This window comes from Microbacterium sp. AC035, assembly GCF_979258485.1.
Window position 1 is genome coordinate 399,296 of sequence record NZ_OZ409858.1, and the last position, 20,495, is coordinate 419,790.

General features: G+C 69.1%; 18 protein-coding genes. 9 read left to right on the forward strand and 9 right to left on the reverse strand.

Annotation, left to right across the window (positions count from 1 at the left end):
• Positions 1 to 96 precede the first annotated feature (96 nt).
• Entirely contained in the window at positions 97 to 1,395 is a 1,299-nt protein-coding gene (locus ACZ0AA_RS01830; RefSeq protein WP_463511989.1) for an O-antigen ligase family protein, read from the reverse strand.
• A complete protein-coding gene (locus tag ACZ0AA_RS01835; protein WP_463511990.1) occupies positions 1,392 to 2,807 on the reverse strand; it encodes an O-antigen ligase family protein in 1,416 nt (471 codons plus the stop codon). The genes ACZ0AA_RS01830 and ACZ0AA_RS01835 overlap by 4 nt, the downstream gene beginning before the upstream one ends.
• Before the next feature lie 87 nt (positions 2,808 to 2,894).
• On the opposite strand from ACZ0AA_RS01835, the gene manA reads away from it, so the two are divergent.
• From manA to ACZ0AA_RS01855, 4 genes are all read left to right on the forward strand, one after another.
• On the forward strand, positions 2,895 to 4,037 hold the full coding sequence (manA, locus tag ACZ0AA_RS01840; RefSeq protein ID WP_463511991.1) for a mannose-6-phosphate isomerase, class I: 1,143 nt from the start codon (positions 2,895 to 2,897) through the stop codon (positions 4,035 to 4,037).
• Positions 4,038 to 4,195: 158 nt separating this feature from the next.
• A complete protein-coding gene (locus ACZ0AA_RS01845; protein ID WP_400861119.1) occupies positions 4,196 to 4,513 on the forward strand; it encodes a WhiB family transcriptional regulator in 318 nt (105 codons plus the stop codon).
• Positions 4,514 to 4,652: 139 nt separating this feature from the next.
• The gene (locus ACZ0AA_RS01850; RefSeq protein WP_463511992.1) at positions 4,653 to 7,754 is read left to right on the forward strand and encodes a glycosyltransferase; all 3,102 of its coding nucleotides are present in this window, start codon (positions 4,653 to 4,655) and stop codon (positions 7,752 to 7,754) included.
• A complete protein-coding gene (locus ACZ0AA_RS01855) occupies positions 7,751 to 9,133 on the forward strand; it encodes a DUF5719 family protein (RefSeq protein WP_463511993.1) in 1,383 nt (460 codons plus the stop codon). The genes ACZ0AA_RS01850 and ACZ0AA_RS01855 overlap by 4 nt, the downstream gene beginning before the upstream one ends.
• A 30-nt stretch (positions 9,134 to 9,163) precedes the next feature.
• Here the strand turns inward: ACZ0AA_RS01855 and ACZ0AA_RS01860 are convergent, their stop codons facing one another.
• On the reverse strand, positions 9,164 to 9,505 hold the full coding sequence (locus ACZ0AA_RS01860; protein WP_400864608.1) for a metallopeptidase family protein: 342 nt from the start codon (positions 9,503 to 9,505) through the stop codon (positions 9,164 to 9,166).
• Between the two features lie 165 nt (positions 9,506 to 9,670).
• Between ACZ0AA_RS01860 and ACZ0AA_RS01865 the strand changes: the two genes are divergently transcribed.
• From ACZ0AA_RS01865 to ACZ0AA_RS01880, 4 genes are all read left to right on the forward strand, one after another.
• A complete protein-coding gene (locus ACZ0AA_RS01865; RefSeq protein ID WP_463511994.1) occupies positions 9,671 to 9,877 on the forward strand; it encodes a DUF3499 family protein in 207 nt (68 codons plus the stop codon).
• A gap of 76 nt (positions 9,878 to 9,953) precedes the next feature.
• Positions 9,954 to 10,913, forward strand: a complete 960-nt coding sequence (locus ACZ0AA_RS01870; protein ID WP_400861113.1) for an efflux RND transporter periplasmic adaptor subunit — start codon at positions 9,954 to 9,956, stop codon at positions 10,911 to 10,913.
• Positions 10,910 to 11,746: an ABC transporter ATP-binding protein gene (locus tag ACZ0AA_RS01875; RefSeq protein WP_463511995.1), complete on the forward strand. Its 837-nt coding sequence runs from the start codon at positions 10,910 to 10,912 to the stop codon at positions 11,744 to 11,746. Before ACZ0AA_RS01870 ends, ACZ0AA_RS01875 begins: the two co-directional genes overlap by 4 nt.
• Positions 11,743 to 12,957, forward strand: coding sequence for an ABC transporter permease (locus ACZ0AA_RS01880; protein WP_400861109.1), 1,215 nt, complete (start codon positions 11,743 to 11,745; stop codon positions 12,955 to 12,957). Before ACZ0AA_RS01875 ends, ACZ0AA_RS01880 begins: the two co-directional genes overlap by 4 nt.
• A gap of 33 nt (positions 12,958 to 12,990) precedes the next feature.
• On the opposite strand, the gene ACZ0AA_RS01885 is transcribed toward ACZ0AA_RS01880, so the two are convergent.
• Positions 12,991 to 13,800, reverse strand: a complete 810-nt coding sequence (locus ACZ0AA_RS01885; RefSeq protein WP_400861107.1) for an RDD family protein — start codon at positions 13,798 to 13,800, stop codon at positions 12,991 to 12,993.
• A gap of 16 nt (positions 13,801 to 13,816) precedes the next feature.
• Between ACZ0AA_RS01885 and ACZ0AA_RS01890 the strand changes: the two genes are divergently transcribed.
• The gene (locus ACZ0AA_RS01890) at positions 13,817 to 14,809 is read left to right on the forward strand and encodes a stage II sporulation protein M (RefSeq protein WP_463513812.1); all 993 of its coding nucleotides are present in this window, start codon (positions 13,817 to 13,819) and stop codon (positions 14,807 to 14,809) included.
• Positions 14,810 to 14,821: 12 nt separating this feature from the next.
• Here the strand turns inward: ACZ0AA_RS01890 and ACZ0AA_RS01895 are convergent, their stop codons facing one another.
• The 5 genes from ACZ0AA_RS01895 to ACZ0AA_RS01915 all read right to left on the reverse strand — a co-directional run bounded on the left by ACZ0AA_RS01895 (position 14,822) and on the right by ACZ0AA_RS01915 (position 20,489).
• Positions 14,822 to 16,129, reverse strand: coding sequence for a DUF58 domain-containing protein (locus tag ACZ0AA_RS01895; protein WP_463511996.1), 1,308 nt, complete (start codon positions 16,127 to 16,129; stop codon positions 14,822 to 14,824).
• Positions 16,130 to 17,053: an AAA family ATPase gene (locus tag ACZ0AA_RS01900; RefSeq protein WP_042542171.1), complete on the reverse strand. Its 924-nt coding sequence runs from the start codon at positions 17,051 to 17,053 to the stop codon at positions 16,130 to 16,132. It abuts the gene before it with no gap.
• Positions 17,054 to 17,152: 99 nt separating this feature from the next.
• Positions 17,153 to 18,346 (reverse strand): DUF4350 domain-containing protein, encoded by a 1,194-nt coding sequence (locus tag ACZ0AA_RS01905; protein WP_463511997.1) that lies wholly within the window; start codon positions 18,344 to 18,346, stop codon positions 17,153 to 17,155.
• Positions 18,343 to 18,984 carry a DUF4129 domain-containing protein gene (locus ACZ0AA_RS01910; RefSeq protein ID WP_463511998.1) on the reverse strand — a complete coding sequence of 214 codons (642 nt, stop codon included), beginning with the start codon at positions 18,982 to 18,984 and terminating at the stop codon, positions 18,343 to 18,345. Before ACZ0AA_RS01910 ends, ACZ0AA_RS01905 begins: the two co-directional genes overlap by 4 nt.
• Positions 18,981 to 20,489, reverse strand: a complete 1,509-nt coding sequence (locus ACZ0AA_RS01915) for a glycerophosphoryl diester phosphodiesterase membrane domain-containing protein (RefSeq protein WP_463511999.1) — start codon at positions 20,487 to 20,489, stop codon at positions 18,981 to 18,983. Before ACZ0AA_RS01915 ends, ACZ0AA_RS01910 begins: the two co-directional genes overlap by 4 nt.
• Positions 20,490 to 20,495 lie beyond the last annotated feature (6 nt).

Sequence of the window (20,495 nt, forward strand, 5' to 3'; positions counted from 1 at the left end):
GGTGCAATCTCCGGAGGCTCGGGGCCCGCAGGGCGCCGCGAGCAGATCCACCCTACCCGGAGCAGTTCGGAATCCGCCGAGGGCGCGGCGGGGAGGTCAGCGTTCGGGGCGCAGGGTCGGGATCGCGCCGGTGTGCGCGGCGTCGATGTTCTCGCGCCATGACCTCGTCTGGCCGGCCCGCAGGGCACACAGGACCAGCATGAACCACCCGGCGCCGACCAGGGTGAAGCTCTCGAACATCGACTCCACGGCGAGCGTGACGAGCATGAGAGGCGTCCAGGCGTAGACAACCGAACGTCGCACGCTCGCGACGAGCCAGGACCGCACCGTCGCGATGCCGCCGAACAGGAGGAAGAGCACGAGCCCGCCCGCGCCCAGCTGCAGCAGTACGTCGAAATAGGCGTTCAGTGCGCTCTGATGGTGGTCGTCGAGCAGGAAGTTGATGTAGGTGAAGGGGAACTCGCCGCGGGCCCACGCCCCGAACCAGCCCCAACCCTCCACCGGCTTGAGAGCGACGAAATCGAGGATCGTGTTCCACAGTGTCGCCCTGATCGAGAAGTCGGACCCCGCATCCAGCAGTGCGATGATCACGTGGCGCAGGGCGAAGGCCGCGGCGAGGGCGAGGGCGACGAGCACGCCGAGCACCCATTGCACGATCGTCCGCCGCTCTGCGGGTGCATGACGGACGATGGCGAGAGCGACGGCGACGACGCCGACCGCAGCCGCGAGCACCAGCACGGTGGGCGAGGACGAGAAGAACGCCAGCAGCGCCGCGAGCGCGATCGAGGGGATCGCGATGCGAGCCGTCAGCGACTGCGTCCGCCACTCCACCACGAACGTGATGAGTGCGATCACCGTGACGAATCCGAGCATGTTCCTGCTGCCGAAGATCCCCTGCACCGGGCCTCCGAGGGCCAGATCGCCCTGGATGCCGAGGAACGTGAACGGGGTGTCGAGCAGTACCCCGGAGAGGATCTCCAGGCCGAGCGACACCAGCAGGAGGAACCTCAGTGTGTCGCCGAGGGCTCGGACGGTCTGCAGTGTGTCGCGGATGTGGCCGACGGTGACCGCCAGGAATGCGAATCCGAAGAGCTGCATCCACCCGAAGGCGGTGTCCGACTTGTCGGTCGTCCAGACGATGCTGACGGCCGCCCACGCGAGGAAGGCCAGGAGCGACGAGGGAGCGATCCGCAGGAGCGAGAGCTCCTCGCGCCGCACCCACAGGATCCATGCGCCGAGCACGCACAGCACGGCGATGATCGCGGCGAGGGTGACGTGCGATGCCGCGGCCTCGATCGTGAACGATGAGAAGACCGCCGTGAGGACGGTCACCGTGTACGCGCGAGCGAACTCGGCCGAGCCGAGGAGGTCGTTCAGACGACGTTCCGGCGTCACGGAACCCGCCGGCTTCGCTCGCCGCGTTCGATCACGCGTTCACGTTCGCCCACGCCCACCAGGGGCACGACCTTGAGTTTGAACGTCAGCAGGACCAGCAGCATCCATCCCCAGAGCATGATGGGGGTCGACTCGGTTAGCCCCTGCACGAGCAGCACGACGGTGAACAGGCTCGGAAGCAGTGTGATCGCCGAATAGGCGCGGTCGGACTTCAGGTCCCAGCGAGGTCTGTCGACAGCGAAGAACCACGAGCGCCACAGGAGACTGAGGTACGCGAGCGCCATGAGGACGACACCGACGACGCCGAGCTGCATCAGCACGTCGAGCCACATGTTGTGCGCGTGGAAGACGGTGATGCCGTGATCCTCGATCCATCCGGCGAATGCGGGATCGAAAGGGACCCAGGGACTCGAGAAGCCATTGCCGAAGATCGGATGCTCGGCAGCCCGCGCGAGGACCTTGTCCCAGATCATGTCGGAGCGGCCGGTCAGGTCCGCGCTGCGGCCGAGCAGGGCGAAGAGCGGCTCGCGCAGCAGCCAGACGACGGCGCCGGCGACCACCGCACCGCCGATGGACACCACGTAGAGCCTCGTGCGCCCGCCGGGTGTCGTCGTGCGTCGCATCAGCAGAGCGACGACGAGTACCACGGCCGCGGCCGCAGCACATGCGTAGGCGGTGGCGGATCCGGCTCGGAGGAGGAAGTAGCCGGCCAGCAGAGTCCACAGAGCCAGAGTCGTTCGCCACCGCGCACGGGCGGCGAACAGCACGCCGAACGTGAGGATCGCGAACAGGCAGACGATGGCGAGCACGTTGGAGTTGCCCACGATGCCCTGGATGCGGCCTCCCTCGAGCAGGTTGCCCCGAACCCAGTACCAGTGCGCGTTCGCCTCGCCCTCGGGGCGGACGAAGAAGTTCGGCAGGATCGGAGCGTGCACGACGAGGGCGACCCAGAGCTCGAGCGCGAGGGACAATCCGAGGATCCACTTGAAAGCGGACGCGAGCGCTCGCACGATCTCCTGCCACGACAGCACGTGCACGATGAACAGGGCGTTCACGGTGACGGTCGCGAGCAGGACCCAGGTGATGACGGTCGCTCCCCGCCACTGCGACCAGGCGACCGAGAGCAGAGCCAGCGCCGTGTAGGCGATGGCGGCCCATGGCAGGCGACGCCAGGCGAACGCTGCCGGACGCCGACGCGAGACCATCGGAATGCCGATGGCGAGCGTGGCGATCAGGAACACGATGAGGGTGATGAACGCCCCGATCTCGCCCACGAGGTTGTAGACCGCCGAGTGCGCGAATGTCGCGAAGAGCACGAGGCCGATGTACCCGCGCAGCAGAAGGTGCCCCGTCGACTCGCGCTCTGGAGCGGTGGGCGGGGCGGCGACCGGGTGCTTCGTGTATTGCGCCATCGCGTTCAGGCTACAGCGCGCAGTTCGCGACATACCTGATGCCGTGCGTCGTGGCACGGCGAGTTCGCATGCCAATACCCTGGTGTCATGCTGCTCAGCCTCTCGAATGTGCCCCGTGACTACGCCTGGGGGTCGGCGACGCTTCTCGCTGACCTGGAAGGCCGCACCCCGACGGGGGGGCCTGAGGCCGAGGTGTGGTTCGGCGACCACCCGGGAGACCCTGCGGACGTGCAGGGCGACGGGACGCTCGACACCGTCACCGGGGGATCCTTGCCCTACCTGCTGAAGCTCCTCGCAGCCGCATCGCCGCTGTCGATCCAGGTGCACCCGACCATCGAGCAGGCGAGAGCCGGGTGGGCGCGGGAGTCGGCGCTCGCAGCCACGGACCCGAACCGCAACTATCGCGACGACAATCACAAGCCGGAGCTGATCGTCGCGCTGAGCGATCGCTTCGAGTCGCTGAGTGGTCTGCGCCCCGTCGACGACACCCTGCGTCTGCTCGACGTGCTGGGGCACGGTGCGGGGGTCGAGGCGCTCGCTTCTCGTCTGAGCGGCCGCGGTGACGTGCTCCGCGACACGATCGGCTGGCTGCTGTCGGGCGAGGCGCAGGAGGTGGTGGACGATATCGTGAGTTCGGTGCACGCCGCCGCAGCTTCTCCGTCGGGGGAGTGGTCGACCACTCTTCGCGGGGTCGCGTCGATCGCCGAGACCTACCCGGGTGACCCGGGGGTGGTCGTCGCACTTCTCATGAACCATGTGGTGCTGCGCAGGGGAGAGGGCGTGTTCCTGCGCGCAGGCCTCCTGCATGCCTACATCGCCGGCCTCGGGGTGGAGATCATGGCGGCGAGCGACAACGTGCTGCGCGGAGGCCTCACTCCGAAGCGCATCGACGTGCCCGAGCTGCTCTCGATCCTCGACACCACGACGGGCGAAGTGCCGGTGCTGCGTCCGACGTCGGCGGATGCGATCACCGAGTACCCGGTTCCCGTGGCCGATTTCTCGTTGCGGCGGATCGAGCTCGATGGTGCGAGCGTCGTGATCGATGTGGAGGGGCCGACCATGGTCCTCGCCACGTCCGGTCGTGTGGCGGTGAGCGGAGCAGACGACGAAGTGCGCGATGTCGCGGTCGGCACGGCGGCGTTCGCGACTCCAGACGAGGTGCGTCTGACGATCAGCGGCCGAGGTGAGGCGTTCGTCGCCTCTCCCGGTGCTCCCGACGCACGAGGCTGACCTTCGGGGCGCGCGCGCGACACGCCGCGCAGAGGTCAAGAACCTTCAAGACTGGATTGAGGGTTTACGATCCGCGACTTGACCGATGCGAATGACACGGGTGTAATTAGTTGAGCACGGCCCGCCGAGGGGGCGGAATTTAGGGGTTGGAGAGCGAGATGACGGGTTACCGTTCAGACGTACCGGAGAACTGGTTCGTCGATCCGATCAACCTCGGTGTCCCCGGGGTTCGGAAGGTCGAGACCGACGACGAGAACGCTCTGGCATGGCAGAGCGATGCGCTCTGCTCGCAGACCGATCCTGAGGCGTTCTTCCCTGAGAAGGGCGGATCCACTCGTGACGCGAAGCGGATCTGCACGTCGTGCGATGTGCGTGGCGAATGCCTCGAATACGCGCTCAACAACGACGAGCGCTTCGGAATCTGGGGCGGCCTCTCCGAGCGCGAGCGCCGCAAGCTCAAGCGTCGCGCGAGCTGAGACCCCATCGTCGGCATCGCGTGTGCCGCACCCGCGCTTCGTGCCGCTCCCGAGGACCACATCCGATCCTCATGGCTTCGCGGCCACGCCGCAGCAGGTATGCCCCGCAGCTCTGAGGCGCGCATAGGCTGACCAGGTCATGCCAGCCCGAGTTCATGCAATCATCGTCGCGCGCCCCGGTTCCTCCGCCCGCGCGCAGCTGCTCCGCACACTCGATGCGTTGCGCTCCCAGACCACACCCCCCGCCGCGATCACGCTCGTGATGTGCGGCGATGCCGCCTCTGCCCGCGAGAGCGAGGCCATCGCGAGCGCCGTCGAAGGCATCATCCAGGCGCGCGGCAGCACATCGTTCGCCGACGCGGTCGAGCTGGCCAGACCCCGCATCCTCGAGGGCAGTGCTGTCTGGCTGCTCGCGCACGACACGGCACCTCACCAGCGCGCTCTCGAGCGCCTGGTCGGCACGCTCGAGCGCTCGCCGTCTGCGGCGATCGTGGCGCCGAAGCTCGTGCACACCGACAACGACCGCGAGATCGTCTCGCTCGGGGTCAGCATGACGACCCTCGGACGTGCTGTCGAGCTGGCCGCCGGTGAGCTGGACCAGGGACAGCACGATGGCAGCGACGACGCTCTGGGCGCCGACATCCGCGGCATGCTGATCCGCGGCGAGGTCCGCGATGCGCTGCGACCGGATCCGGCCCTCGCGGGCGCCGACCAGGGGCTCGACCTCGGAGTCCGCGCCCGACTCGGCGGCGGACGCGTCGTGCTCGCGCCGTCGGCGAGAGTGTCGGTCTCGCCCGACGGACCCGGCGCGCTGCCGACCGCGCGAGGTCGGCGCGCGTTCGCGACCAGACTCGCGCAGCTGCACCGCAGACTCGCCTACGCCCCGGCGATCGCCGTGCCGCTGCACTGGCTGAGCCTCCTTCCGCTTGCCCTCTGGCGCTCGATGACCGATCTGATCGGCAAGCGGCCCGAGGCGGTCGCTCCCGAGTGGGCAGCGGCAGTCACGGCGATGTTCCGCTTCGGCGCGATCGCCCGATCTCGCGCGCGGATCCGCTCGTTCCGGACATCGAGCTGGTCGAGCATCGCACCGTTGCGTGTGAGCAGCTCCGACCTGCGTCGACGGCTGGACGACGGTCACGGCAGCGAGGGCGGATCCGCCAGCGAGCTGCGGTTCTTCTCCGGCGGCGGCGCCTGGGCGGTGCTCGGCGCACTCGTGGTCAGCCTCGCCACCTTCACCACCATCCTCGCGTGGCCGGTGCTGGGCGGTGGCGCTCTGCTTCCGCTGCGCGAGACGGTCGGAGCCCTCTGGAGCGATGCCGCCTGGGGGCTTCGGGGCCTCGGGGTCGACGTCGTAGGCCCCGCGGATCCGTTCGCCGCGGTGCTCGCAGTCCTCGGGTCGCTCTGGCCGGGCGCCCCGTCGTTCTCCCTCGTGCTCCTCTGGGTGCTGGCGCTGCCGCTTGCCGTGCTCGGCGGTTGGTTCGCCGCCACCCGTGTCACGGATCGTGCGGGACTGCGCATCTTCGCCGGCATCGTGTGGGCGCTCGCGCCCACCTTCCTGACCGCCCTGATCGACGGTCGTCCGGCCGGCGTGCTGGTGCACCTCCTCCTGCCGTGGCTGTTCCACGCCGCTGCGGTGGCCCATCGTTCGTGGGGTGCGGCAGGTGCCGCCTCGATCCTCTTCGCCGCGGTCGCGGCGTGCGCACCGTCTCTGGCCCCGGCGCTCCTTCTGCTGTGGGTCGTCGCGCTCGGCATCACTCTCGCAGGCGCCCGGATCCGCGGGGCCATCCGCCTGCTCTGGGTGCCGGTTCCTGCTGTCGCCCTCTTCGCTCCGCTCGTGCTCTGGCAGCTCCGACACGGAGACATCATCGCTGCTCTCGCGGATCCCGGCTCGGTCTGGAGCGGGCCGCAGGCGGCAGCCGATGCGGCAGGCAGACTCGCCCTGGCCACGGGATTCCCGTCCGGAGACATGGCCGGATGGGTCTCCCGGGTCGGCCTCGACCTTGCGCCGTGGGCGGGTGTGCTGCTCGCCCCGCTGGCGCTTCTCGCTCTCGGATCGTCGGTCGCTCCGCGCTGGCGAGCGGGCATCACGCTTCTGGTCGTCGCACTCTCGGGCATCGCCACCGCATTCCTCGCGGTCGGCGTCGCCGTGTCCTTCGCCCAGGGCGCGCCCGTCGCGATCTGGCCGGGCTCCGGTCTCAGCCTGGCCTGGATCGGAGTCACGGGCGCCGCTCTCGTGACTCTCGACACGGCGTTGTCGATGCCGCGGGTGAGGGTCCTGAGCGCGGCGGTCGCCGGGCTCTCGATCGCGGTATGCGCGGTTCCTGCGCTCGCGGCATTCCACACGGATCTCTCCGAGCTTCGCGAGGGGCCCGCGTCGACCCTGCCGGCGTACGTCGCCGCACAAGCAGGAGCGGATCGCGAGATCGGCACGCTCGTGCTCACGCCCCAGAACGACGGAGGGCTTGCGACCGAGGTCGCGTGGGGCGCAAGCGAGACGCTGAGCGCACAGACGACGATTCTGTCGACAGCGACCGAGCTGCGCGGTTCCGACCTCACCACGCTGGCGGTCGACCTGCTCTCGGCGCGCGATTTCGATGCGGCCGATGAACTGGGGAAGACGGGGATCTCCTATGTCCTCGTCGCGCAGATCTCGGGCGAGGAGTCCGATCGTGCCCGCTCTCTGCGTACTGCGGCCGTGACGTCGCTCGACCAGCGGGCGGGGTTCGTCCAGGCCGGTTCCACCGATCGCGGTGTGCTCTATCGGCTCGAGGCCGACGCGTCGCCGCGTGCCCCGCTCTCGTCGGCTGAGCAGGCGACTGCGCGCTTCGTGGTCACGATCCAGCTCGCGCTCGTTCTCGCCGCGCTGCTGCTGTCCGTGCCGACGCGTGCATCGCGACGAGCGGCACGTGCCAGGTCGCGCATCGTCGGACGCGCGCCCGAAGAGCCGATCGTTCTTCCGCGACACCCGGAGGACCACGAGGACTCCGAGGGCCGCGATGCCCCTCGCACGTCGACGGGGGACGCTCAGGTCCTTGAGGCTGCGGGAACGACCGACGTCGGCTCCTCAGACGCCGCCGAGCTCGGTTCCCCTGAGCACGACACATCGAGCGGCATGCAGGAGCGTGCCGACACCGATGCCGACACCGTCTCCGATGACGTCGTGGATGGCCATGAAGGCGACGCGGGCGCGACGGACCAGGCCGACGAACACCCCGAAGACGACGAGAGGCAGCGACGATGACCGGCAACCGCGCATTCCGGGTGGCGGCCACCGGCGCTCGAGTCCTGACCGGCGCAGTCGTCGCCGGAGCGTGCGTCGTCGGCGTCGCCTTCGGCATCACGGCGCCGTGGCCGACAGTCGTGCACCAGCCTGCTCAGGCGCAGGTCACGCCTCTTCCCGGCGACACGGTGCTCGTGTGCAACGGAGATCTGCGCGCCGTCGGACGCGATCCCTCCAATCCTCTCGAGATGGTGTCGGCGGCTTCTCCTCAGCTGACGGTGGAGGGTTCGTCGGGACGACCGGAGTCGACCCCTCTGAGCGCGAGGGACCTCGCCGACGGCGGATCCGCGCAGCGCCTCGTCGGCGCCGTCGAAGGACGCCAGGCTCCGCTGCTCGGCGCCACGGAGTCCGCCAGCCTCGCAGAGGCGGATCTGTCGGGTCTCGCCGCCGCTCCGTGTCGCCCTGCCGGCCTCGAGTCGTGGCTCGTGGGCGGGACTGTCGCCACCGGGACCGAGGACCTCGTCGTTCTCACGAATCCGGGCGTCGTGCCCTCCACGGTGTCACTCGGCGCGTACGGCTCAGTGCGGGCGTCGAGCACCGTGATCGTCCCCGCGGAGTCGCAGATCGCCCTCCCGCTGACATCGATCGCCGCCGGATCGGACTTCCCGATCGTCAAGGTGGCGGCGACGGGTGCACCGGTGCGAGCCGTGCTGCAGTCCTCGCTCACCCGCACGCTCGACCCTGCGGGCATCGATCTGCAGGATGCGGTTCCCGCGGCGCAGCGTGAGCCGGTGCTTCCCGGCATCGAGGTCTTCGAGAATCAGGGCGACAACGCCGACATGGCGGTCCTGCGTCTGATGTCGCCCGAGGTCGATTCCCAGGCAGTGGTGAAGGTCAGCGAGGTCGGATCATCGACGGTCTCCGAGGAGTTCACCGTGCCGCTCACCGCGGACGTGCCGACGGAGCTCTCGCTGTCGGCGCTCTCGCCGGGGAGCTACACGATGAGCATCGAATCCGACAACCCGGTGCTCGCCGGCGTGCGACAGCAGGACGTCGCCGGCCCGAAGGACGATTTCGCCTGGGTCACGCCGGCCCCGGAGCTCGAGGACGATGTCTACGTGGCTGTGACTGCGGGGCCGAGCCCCCGCGTGGTGCTCGCCAACCGCGAGGAGTCCGACGCGACGGTGCAGCTCGCTCCCACCGCGGGGGGAGATCCGATCGAAGTCACCGTGCCCGCCGGCTCGTCGGCATCGGTCGATGTCAAGCCGCGCACGGTCTACGCGATGTCGACGTCGGCACCCGTGCATGCATCCGTCGCGATGAGTGCGGCCGGGGAGCTAGCGGTGTGGCCGGTCTGGCCCGCGACGGGGGCTCAGCAGAGCATCACCGTCTATCCGTGACGAGTCCGCCGGCGAGCGGACTCTCCGATCTCAGTGGTCGTGACCGCCGAGATCCCACGGTTCGCGGCCGACGTACTCCGCCGCAGCCCTGAAGACGGCGCTCTCGATAGCCATCCTCCGGTGAGCGCCGTCGTCATGCCCGGGTGGCAGGAGCCGCTCGATCGGAAGCCGGAAGAGCACGATCCGCGCTTTGTCATGGTCGAGGTGCCAACGGGGCACTTCGTCCGTCGCATCGAACGCCGGCATCGCACCGATCTCGAACCGCACCTCCTGCAGCTCCGGCCACGTGCCGCGGAGGAACTCCACCGCAGTGCCGACGGTCAGATCGAATCGGTCGATGCGCCCGTCGAGAGGAGCCAGGGGAGGACGCACGACCTCACTGCGTCCGAGTCGTCCGTGCCGTCCGTGCCTGGCCCCGCGTCGGGGTGCTTCGGAGGTGCGGGGACGGCGGGGCATAGCGAAAGTCTAGGCCGAGTCTGTGGGCCAGGGCGGCGCGGCATCCGCTCGTCGGGAGAACCGGGACGTAGCCTGGCGTGAATGGACGGAAGACTCTGCTCGAAAGTCGGCTGCGCGCGTGAAGCCGTGGCGACGCTCACCTACGATTACGGCGACCAGATGGCGGCGTTGGGGCCGTTGGGCATGGCGCGGCATCCCCATGCTCACGATCTGTGCGCGCAGCACGCGGAGCGGCTCTCCGTGCCTGCGGGATGGCTCGTGGTTCGTCACGAGGCGCTTCGCACCTGAGTTCTTCACTTCGTTGGATGAGACACGCCGCCCGGTCGCGGTGAGTCCTCGACGCATCCGGCTACGCTGACCGCGGATGCGCCAGGGCGGCGCCGCCGGAAAGGCCGCTGTGATCGTCTGGCGACGCTGGATCTTCCCCCTACTCCTCGTGCTCGTCTTCGGAGCGTGCGCCGCAGCTCTCGTGAAGATCGCGTTCTTCCCTGACAGCAGCGAGGCGATGGTCAGCCCCGAGTCGTCGATCGGAGACCCGATCATCCCCGTCGAGCGAGGCTCTGTCGTGAACGCGCTCACTCTGAGCGGCAATGTCGCTCGCGACGACTCCTTCCCGGTGCGCACCGAGGTCACCGGCACGGTCGTCGCTGTGCACGTGCCGGAGGGAGCGACGGTCGCGGCCGGTCAGAAGCTCTTCACGATCAGACAGGACGAACCGAAGAAGGATGTGGATGTGCTGGCGTCCGAGGCGGGTGACGTCTCGGAGATCGCTCTGGTGAAGGGGCAGGTGACGTCCGCGGGCACCGAGATCTTCACGCTCACGCCGGCGCGCTACCACCTGCTGGCGACGGTGGAGCCTGTGCAGCTGTACCGCCTGGTGAACGCACCGTCCGAGGCGTCGGTGACCATCACCGGCGGACCGGCGCCGTTCGCCTGCACGGGAGTGCGAGTGCAGGTGAGTGCGGAGGGCACGGCGAGCGTCAGATGCTCCGTCCCCGGTGACCAGGTCGTCTTCGCAGGTTTGCCGGCGACGATGGACCTCGCGCTCGGACAGGTCGACGACGCCCTGGTGGTCCCGGTCACGGCAGTGCAGGGCGGTGCCGGCACGGGCAATGTGTGGGTCGATGCCGGCGACGGCGCCGAACCCGAAGAGCGCGCTGTCGAGCTCGGCGTGAGCGACGGAGCGATGGTCGAGGTGGTCTCCGGTCTCGAGGAGGGCGAGTCGATCAGGCAGTTCGTTCCCGGATTCGTCGCGCCGGTCGAGGAGTTCTGCTACGAGATCGAGCCCGGCGTCGAGCAGTGCGACAGCGGGATGAGCTGGTGACGCTCGTCGCGCTCAGCGATGTGACCAAGAGCGTGAGACTCGCGGACGACTCGGAACTCGAGATCCTGCGGGGGATCTCGCTGGAGGTGAGTGCCGGAGACCACGTCTCGATCGTCGGCAGGTCGGGCTCGGGCAAGTCCACGCTGCTCAACATCCTCGGGATGCTCGATTCCCCGACAACCGGGTCCGTGTCCTTCGAAGACCGCGAAGTGCGGCGAATGCGCTCCGGGCGGCTGGACAGACTGCGCGGGGACAACGTCGGCTTCGTCTTCCAGCAGTTCAATCTGCTGCCCGGGCGGACGGCACTAGACAACGTGATGATGCCCCTCGGCCATGCGCGGGGTCGGATGTTCTGGAACAGGAGGCAGATCGCCGCCGACATGCTCGAGCGGGTCGGCCTCGGCCACCGCATCGAGCAGATCGCCGACCGGCTCTCCGGAGGCGAGCAGCAGCGGGTCGCGATAGCGAGGGCGCTCGTGCGCCGACCTGTGCTGATCCTCGCGGATGAGCCGACCGGGGCTCTCGACATCGACACGGGAGCATCGGTCATGTCGTTGCTCGACGAGGTGGCCACCGAGACCGATGCCGCACTCGTGACGATCACTCACGACCTTCACGTGGCCGCCCGTGCCCGGCGGCATTACCGGCTCGACGCCGGAGTGCTCGAGACGGCCGATCTCAGTCGCGCATTCGAGGCCTCCACTCTCGCTGCCTCCGTCCCGTCCGCCGCCTCTGCGGACTCGGGAGCGTCCGCACCGGCTGCCATGCCGTCCATGCCGTCCATGCCGTCCATGCCGTCCATGCCGTCCTCACGTCGCGGAGCAGCGTCGTGACCGGCATCCTCGGTGCGCTCTCGGACGCCTGGTCAGAGATCCGCGTGCACAAGCTGCGGGTGCTGCTCAGTCTGATCGGCATCGCGGTCTCTGTCGCGGCCCTCACCGGGGTCGTCGCCATCTCCGAGTATCAGCGCCAGTTCCAAGCCGAGCAGTCGGATCGGTGGGGCGGCCGGGCGGCGACCCTGGTCGTCGCGATCAGCAGCGACGACGGCACGCCGGTCGACTTCGACGCCTTCGACGAACGATTCACACGGGTCACCGACCGATTCGAGTTCAGTCATACCGCGAGGATCGCGCAGGGCATGGTCGTCCCCGTGCAGCTCCCTGACGGCATCGTCGACGTGAACTCGCGATTGATCGACCCGCTCTATTCGCAGATCCATCGCGAGCAGCTGCTCGAAGGACGCTGGATGCGCGATGCCGATGCCGAGGCTCTGTCGCCGCCCGTCGTGATCACCGAGGCTCTGTGGGACCGCATCGGGCGGACACCCGTCGCTCAGCACCCGACCCTGACACTCGCCGGGCCGGCCGGGGGCACCTACCAGGTCGTGGGAGTCGTGCCTCGTCAGGGTTTCGGCGATGAGGAGCTCCGCGTCGACATCCTCTACGACGCATATCGTGCTCGCGTCGACGCCCTGCCGGAGGGCGCATGGCCGCAGTACGAGATCTGGCTCGGGCAGGGGCAGGTCGACGAGATCGCACCGGTGCTCGCGATGGATCTGCGGGCAGGGCTTCCGGAAGGGCAGACCGTGTCTGTCAGCCGTTCTGACTGGGCGGCCCAACCCGGGGCTCTCGATGCGCAGGCGACGTTCGAGATGGTCACCGGAGGCATCGCCGCGGTGATCCTCGCCCTCGGAGCGCTGAGCCTGATCAACATCCAGCTGGTCGCGATGCGGCAGCGGGTGCGTGAGATCGGCGTGCGCCGTGCGTTCGGCGCGACGTCGGGCCGGGTCTTCTTCTCGGTGTTCCTCGAGAGCCTCGTCGCGACCACGGTGGCCGGGCTCGTCGGCATCGCGATCGTGGTCGCGGTGCTCCGCTCCGACTGGGTGGTGACTTCGCTCTTCTACGGCATCCAGGACATCCCCCCGTTCCCGATGCGCGCGGCTTTCGTCGGTCTGGCTGCGTCGATCCTGGTGGGAGCGGTCGCCGGCTTCATCCCTGCGCTGGTCGCGCTGCGCGTCAAGGTGATCGACGCGATCCGCTTCTGACGTGCGCCGGGCGGAGTCCGGAGGAAGGCGCGGTCAGACGCCGACGCGACGACCGGTGAGCTTCTCCGCCCGGCGATCGGCGTTCTGCAGGGCGCGGCGCTCCCGCTCACGCCGGAGCACGGTGATGCCGATGAGCGCGACCTCGGGTGCAGCAGGGGGCGGAGGCGAGACGAACGGCGATGCCTCGGCGAGCAGATCCTGCGCCACCTTCGCCCGGGCGGCCGGCACCATTCGCGGAGCGCTCTGCAGGAACTGCGAGATGCGCCGTGCTAGTCGGTCAGGAAGGCGGGCGACATCGGCGATCTGCGCCCAGCCGGCGAGCATCGGCGGCAGTACGGGGACGCTGGGGATCAGCTTCGGCGTGCGCACGCGCTGGCTGTAGGTGCCGGCGACCATGTCTCCGAGGCGTTGCGATCGGGCGCTGAACGCTCCGGCGAGCACCGCGACGCTGCCCAGCGTCATGTAGATCTCCAGGACGCCGAGGAGTGCTCGGATGAACGCGTGGCGGAATCCGGTCGCGCCCCCGTCGATGCGAACGATGCGACCGCCCACCGCGAGTTTGCCGAGGCTGCGGCCCTTCAGCGCGACCTCCATCGTGATCGGCAGGACCACGAAGCTGATCACGATCGAGGCGATGAGCGCGATCGTGTCGGTCGCCTGGTCGAGAACGCCGATGTCGAGCAGCCAGATCCGCAGGAAGAGGGTGAGGAGGAAGACGGCGAGGCCGACCAGAAGGTCGATGATCGCCCCCGCGGCGCGCAGGAGGAAGCCGATCGGCTGCACGTCGATCGCGACGGCTTCGCCGGAGAGGACCTCGTCGGATGCATCGAGCGCGGCGGACATGAGTACAGTAAATCAGGTGGATGCCGATGCGTTGACAGATGCGCGCCGCGCCGAGTGGGAGCGACTCGAGCAGTTGAGCCGCGCCCGACTCGACGGTGCGGGCGTCGACGAGCTGATCGTCCGGTACCGCGCGGCGTCCGCTGATCTCGCCGAGCTCAAGACCTCGGTGGGCGAATCGCCACAGGGCGCGTATCTCTCGACGATCCTCGTGCGCGCGCGGCTGCGACTCACCGGCGCGTCCGACAACATCCTCACCCAGACCGGCCGCTTCTTCTCCCTGCAGCTGCCCGCTGCCCTCTACCGGCTGCGCTGGACGACACTCGTGGTCGCCGTGTCGTTCATCGCGATCGTGGTCGGCACCGCCGCATGGATCTCGGCAGACCCGGCGCTCCTGGCCACTCTCGGCCCGCCCGACCTGCTCGAGCAGTACGCGGACGAGAGCTTCACCGGCTACTACACCGAGAACCCCGCGGCGGTGTTCATGGGCATGGTCTGGTGGAACAACGCCTGGATCGCGCTGCAGTGTGTCCTGTTCGGCATCACCGGGCTCTGGCCCATCAACGTCCTCGTGCAGAATGCGATGGGTCTCGGGGTATCCGGTGCCGTCATGGCCGCGCATGATCAGGTCGACGTGATGATCCTCTACATCCTCCCGCACGGCCTTCTCGAGATGACATCGATCTTCGTCGCCGCGGCCGGTGGACTCCATCTCTTCTGGTCGTGGGTCGCGCCGGGGCACCGTTCGAGAGGAGAGTCGCTCGCCGCCGAGGGGCGTTCGCTCGCGACGGTGGCGATCGGACTCGTCTTCTCGCTGTTCGTCTCGGGCCTGATCGAGGGTTTCGTGACCGGGTGGGCTCTGCCCTGGCCCGTCAAGATCGGCATCGGCGCCGCTGCGCTCGCCGCGTTCCTGATCTACATGCTCGTCATCGGCGGGCGCGCCTACCGCCGCGGCGAGACCGGAGACCTCGTCGAATACGAGGCGGGGACTCCGAGGCTCCTGGCCGGCTGACGCCTCAGCGGGTCACAGTCGCCCGGCGGCCTTCAGTTCGAGGTATCGGTCGGCGATTCTCGGTGGCAGGGCCTCGGGGTCGGCGGCGATGGCCTCTCCGCCGGCGCGGCGCACCGCGTCGGCCACGTTCTCCGCATCGCGCATGGTGCGTTCGGCAGCGGCCGCGAGGTAGATCTCCTCGCGGGAACCGCGTTGTGCCGCGAGATCAGCGATGCCGTCGTCGGTGACGGAGCCGACGAGGATGGAGGTCGCCCTGCTCGCGTCGGGAAAGGCTCCGAGGAATCCGCGGGCCGACTCGGCGGCGTCCTGCGCCGTCAGCACCACGATCAGCGCGGGGCGGGTCGTCAGGGTGCGAACCGCGGCGAAAGCGCCTGGCCAGTCGGTGTCGACCAGGCGAGCGTGCACCGGGGCCATCGCGTCCGTGAGGGCGGGGAGCAGCGCGGTCCCGTCGACACCGGTGACGCGGGCCCGCACGACGCGGTCGTACATGAGCAGATGCACGTGATCGCCCGCGCGTGCGGCGAGTGCGGCGAGCAGAAGGGATGCCTCGAGGGCGGCGTCGACCCGCGTTCCATCGCCGACCCGTGCAGCGGCGGTGCGTCCCGTATCGATGATGATCACGACGTGGCGGTCGCGCTCGGGCCGCCAGGTCCTCAGCATCGTGGTTCCGGCCCGCGCGGTCGCGCGCCAGTCGATGGACCGCACGTCGTCGCCCCGGACGTACTCGCGGAGCGAGTCGAACTCGGTTCCCTGGCCGCGCACCTGGATGCTCGTGTTGCCGTCCAGTTCGCGCAGCCGTGCGAGCCGTGACGGCAGGTGCTTGCGCGAGGAGAAGGCAGGGAGCACCCGGATCGTTCCGCGAACCCGGTGGCTGGCCTGCCGTCCGGCGAGACCGAGCGGACCGAGCGACCGGATCATCACGAACTCGCTCGCGAGCTCACCTCGACGCCGGGGCAGCAGCGGCACGGAGACGCGTCGCCGTTCACCCGGTGGCACGCTGAGGCGCTGGCGTTCCTCGCCCGCTCCGGCCGTCGGCTGCCATGCGTCGCGGATCACCGCGTGCAGGGTGCGGGTGCCCTGATTCTGCAGCGCGACGCTGACGGGAACCGGTTCACCGATCCGGGCGCGGGTCGGCACGCGTCTCGTGACGATGACGGAGCGCGGACTCGGTGCGAGCAGTACGTCGACCACCAGCAGCAGGACGCACAACAGCACCCAGATGCCCAGTGCGGCGTAAGGCGGGAACTCCGCGAGTCCGGCGAGGACGAGCGGAACGATGCCGACGGCGACGGCGAGTGCGAGACGGCCGGTGACGAACACCTAGATCGGCACCCTGGTCTGCTGCACGACGGACGTGAGCACGGCATCCGCCGACACGCCTTCCATCTGCGCATCCGGGCGCAGCTGCAGTCGGTGCCGCCAGACCGGAACGAGCATGGTCTGCACGTGATCAGGGGTGACCGCGGTGGACGCGTTGAGCCACGCCCATGCCTTCGCGGCGGCCAACAGACCCGTCGAAGCGCGAGGACTCGCGCCGAGCTCGACCGAGGGCGACTGCCGAGTGGCTCTCGCGAGATCGACGACGTAGCCGAGGACATCGTCGGTGACCTCGACACGACCGGCTGCGTCCTGAGCCGCCCGGATCTCGTCGGCGGAGACGGTCGCCTCGACGCCCGTCAGCTCGCGCGGCGAGAAGCCCGATGCATGCTTGCGGAGCACCGACACCTCGGCATCCCGCTCGGGCATCCCCACCACCAGCTTCATCAGGAAGCGGTCGAGCTGCGCCTCCGGAAGCGAGTAGGTACCCTCGTGCTCGATCGGGTTCTGCGTCGCAGCGACGAGGAACGGATCCGGGAGCGGTCGGCTGACGCCGTCGGCGGACACCTGTCGCTCCTCCATCGCCTCCAGCAGGGCGGCCTGCGTCTTCGGGGGCGTGCGGTTGATCTCGTCGGCGAGCAGGATGTTCGTGAACACCGGCCCTGCACGGAAGTCGAACTCTCCCGTCCGGGCGTCGTACACGAGCGAACCGGTGACGTCTCCGGGCATGAGGTCGGGGGTGAACTGCACGCGCTTCGTGTCGAGGCCCAGCGCACGCGCGAACGAGCGTACGACGAGCGTCTTCGCCACCCCGGGCACGCCCTCGAGGAGCACGTGGCCTCGCGCGAGAAGCGACACCAGCAGGCCGGTCACGGTGCCCGCCTGTCCGACGACGGCCTTGTCGACCTCCGTGCGCACACGGTGCATGGCCTGACGCAGTTCGGCGTCGTTGTATGTCTCAGCGGTCACGTGGTGTCCTCGGCTTCCGTTCGGATGGATGGACGGCGGTTCGATGGGATCGACGGATCATTCGGGTCTCCGTTCCGTGAAGGAGGAGGCGTCGACGGCGCTCTCGAGCTCCTGCAGTCGCCGAGCGAGATCGATCAGCGATGGATCGTCCGCGGGCGCCGCGCCCCCGAGGAGGTCGTGCAGAGATCCACGGGGGATGAGGAGCCGGTCGGCTGCGGCATCCGCGACCTCCTCGGCGCCCGCGGTGACAGCGAGTCCGAGCCGGCGTGCGAGCCGGCGCCTGCTGCCGTCACGGATCGCGTCCGCCGCGTGCGCGGCGTCACCTGCCTTCGCCGTCAAGCGTGCCCGTCCATGCATCGTCTCCGAGGCGCGGACGGTCACCGGAAGGGTCTCGGCGACGAGTGGTCCGAAACGCTGACCGCGCCACAGAGCCGCCGTGATGCCGGCGATCATGAGCAGCAGGATGGCGGGTGTCACCCATCCGGGGGTGAGCGAGCCGAGCGTGTCATCGGTCTCGCCTTCGATGTCGGTGTCGCTGAAGCTCGGCACGTACCAGACGACCCGGTCGGTCTGACCGAGCAGCGCGAGCGCGAGGGCTGCGTTCCCGTCCTCGGCCAGGTACGCGTTGCTGAAGAGACGCGCGCCCTCGACGACGACATGCGTCGTGCCGTCGGCCTCGTCGATGAGCACGGCCGCTGCGTCGGTCGCACCGAAGCAGCCCTCGACACCGTCGCCGGGCGTGAACAGCCGGTCAGGGCGGATGGTTCCGACATCCGCGAACTCCGGGGCGTCGCACTCGGCCTGCACCGGAGTCGAATCCGGTGTGGCGTTGTCGCCGATGCGCAGGAGGTTCAACAGATGCGTGCTGCTCGAGAGGAACACGACTCGGTCAGCTGGTTCGATCAGCTCGGCGATCGCGTCGTCGGAGAGCGTGTAGGGATTGGCCATCACGAGGGTGGCGTCGTCATCGAGCGCGGCTCGCGCCTCATTCCGGGAGCGGAAGACCGAGACCTCGACGCCGTTGTCCTCGAGGATCTGGGAGATGGCCATCGCTCCCGAATCGCCCACGCTCTCAGGGTCGAGTGACCCACGCTGATCGGGCATGCGCACACCGACCTGGATCGCGACGAAGACGCCGCCGAGCACGAGCGCCGCGACGACCGCCCACCCGAGAAGGGATCGCGACCGTCTGCCGCGAGGTGCGCGTTCAGCCGTCGACGCCGCGGCGCCGTGGTCCTCGAGAACGCTCACGCCGACACCGCCTCTGGACGCAGTGCGCTGAGGCGGTCGTCCGTCGCGGCGAGCTCGGCATAGCGCTCAGCGGTCGCCGGATGCCGGAGGTAGCGCACGTCGTCGAAGGAGACCGCGGCCTGGCGGATCGGAATCGTCTCCGCAGGGAACACGACCGAAACCTCACGTGCGATCGCCTGCGCCGTCGCTCCCGGGGAGGGATCGATGAGGTCGCGCTCGAGGAGTCCCCTGGCGAGCGCACGGAATCGCAGGATCGTCGCCTCGTCCCAATCGCCTCCCCGGGCGCAGCGATCGGCATCGGCCCGCAGCTGAGCGGCCGAGCGGTCATCATCGGCACCGAGCAGGCCGCTCCCGGGTCGACGGATCGTCTGGGCGCGGCGCGGGCGGCCCCAGATGATGAGCGCCGCCACGAGAGCGCCGAAGACGATGACGCTCACGATGATCAGGGCAGAGGGGCCCACACTGGCGCCGTTGTCGGAGCTGAACAGGTCGGCGAGGAACCGTCCGATGTCGCGCGCGACGAGGTCGAACCAGGTCGGCTTGGCGTCGGCGTAGCGCGGATCGGAGAGCTCCTGCTCGGCCCACTGCCTCGCATCGTCTCCGTCAGGAACCCGCACATCGTCGAGCGAGCGGATCATGCAGATCCTTCGCTGCCTGTTCCCGGCGCGGCCCAGGTCGACTCGTCGGGCGATGCCGGGGGAGCAGCAGGAGGGGCAGTGTTCGGGGGAGCAACGGGAGGGGGCGGGTCAGCGGGCACGACGGATCCCCCGGCGGCCTGCTGGGGCGGCATCGGTGCAGCTGCCGGCGCGTACGGAGGCTGGGCGGGAGGCTGGGCCGGGTACTGCTGCGCGGGGTACGGCTGCGCGGGGTACTGCTGCGCGGGGTACGGCTCGCCCGGGTACGGCTGGGCGTAGGGCGGCTGCGCGGGGTACTGCTGCCCGGCGTACTGCTGGCCCTGGTACGGCTGCGCCGGGTACCCCGAACCGGTGTACGGCTGGCCCTGGTACTGCTGCATCTCATAGCCGGGGGGTGTCATCGCGACCCATTCCGGAACCTGCTTGGGTGGCGGCGCACTCGACACGGCGCGCTCGGGGTCGATGACGAACGGATCGCCGAGCTGCTCGTCCGTCCACCCGAGGTCGCGTCTCTCGACGTGGCTGATCAGCGTCTGGTCGAGACCCTCGTACCGCATCCGGCTGTCGAGATACACCAGGGTGCCCGCGGTGCTCTGGACCACGAGGGTGATGGCCTGCAGAACCAGCAGCAGGATCTGCGGGGCGAGGAGAGCGAAGACGAATCCCATGATCGTCGCGGTGTCGGCAGATCCGGTCGGGGCGATGACCGACCCGAGCATCGAACTCAGCAGGGAGACGGGCAGGCTCACGAGCTGCATCGCCACGCCCATCATGGCGCCGATGAGGAAGGTGACTCCCCAGGCGATCCAGAAGCGGCCGCGGGTGAGGCGCCATGATCGTACGAGCGCATCGCGGAACTTCGCGCGCTCCAGAACGAGGATCGACGGCACCAGGAGCAGCTTGGTCGTGAGCCAGACCGTGAGCGGGACTGTGGCGAGCAGCAGGACCAGGACGAGGATGACGATGCCACCGATGGCCTCGACGGAACCGCCGAGCCCGCTCGCGATGAAGCCGGTGATGATGACGAAGAGGATCACGATCACACCGAAGATGAAGATGACCGAGAGCGACGCGAACGCCGCGAGCCGCCAGAACGACGGGATCATCTTGCGCCAGAGGGTTTTGAGGCTCGCCTTCACCCCGATCGCGGCGAAGCCGATCTCGGCGGCGACGACTCCCTGCATCAGAGCGGTGAAGGCGACGGACGCGAGACCGACGGCGATGCCGGCGACGATGTTCATGGCGATGGTGCCGGCGAACACGGCCTCGAAGTCCGGAGACGAGGGAGAGAGCGACTCGAGCCGCGTGAAGGTCGTGACGAACACGAAGCCCATCACCGTGGCGCTCAGCACGACGACCGCCAGCTGGATCACCACTCCGAAGCCGAAGAGGACCTTGGGGTTGTGCCGCAGCGCGACGAACGATTTGCTCAGCAGCATCCCGAACGTCAGCGGATGCAGGGGGATGATGCCCTTCTTCGGGGCAGGGGTCCACGTCTGGCCGCTCACCGGCAC

Bases quoted from the DNA above. Each gene is read 5' to 3' on its own strand.
- ACZ0AA_RS01835 (WP_463511990.1), bottom strand. From the start codon at position 2,807: ATGGCGCAATACACGAAGCACCCGGTCGCCGCCCCGCCCACCGCTCCA.
- ACZ0AA_RS01900 (WP_042542171.1), bottom strand. From the start codon at position 17,053: ATGCACCGTGTGCGCACGGAGGTCGACAAGGCCGTCGTCGGACAGGCG.
- ACZ0AA_RS01910 (WP_463511998.1), bottom strand. From the start codon at position 18,984: ATGATCCGCTCGCTCGACGATGTGCGGGTTCCTGACGGAGACGATGCG.
- ACZ0AA_RS01850 (WP_463511992.1), top strand. From the start codon at position 4,653: ATGCCAGCCCGAGTTCATGCAATCATCGTCGCGCGCCCCGGTTCCTCC.
- manA (WP_463511991.1), top strand. From the start codon at position 2,895: ATGCTGCTCAGCCTCTCGAATGTGCCCCGTGACTACGCCTGGGGGTCG.
- ACZ0AA_RS01865 (WP_463511994.1), top strand. From the start codon at position 9,671: ATGGACGGAAGACTCTGCTCGAAAGTCGGCTGCGCGCGTGAAGCCGTG.
- ACZ0AA_RS01885 (WP_400861107.1), bottom strand. From the start codon at position 13,800: ATGTCCGCCGCGCTCGATGCATCCGACGAGGTCCTCTCCGGCGAAGCC.
- ACZ0AA_RS01870 (WP_400861113.1), top strand. From the start codon at position 9,954: ATGCGCCAGGGCGGCGCCGCCGGAAAGGCCGCTGTGATCGTCTGGCGA.
- ACZ0AA_RS01845 (WP_400861119.1), top strand. From the start codon at position 4,196: ATGACGGGTTACCGTTCAGACGTACCGGAGAACTGGTTCGTCGATCCG.
- ACZ0AA_RS01855 (WP_463511993.1), top strand. From the start codon at position 7,751: ATGACCGGCAACCGCGCATTCCGGGTGGCGGCCACCGGCGCTCGAGTC.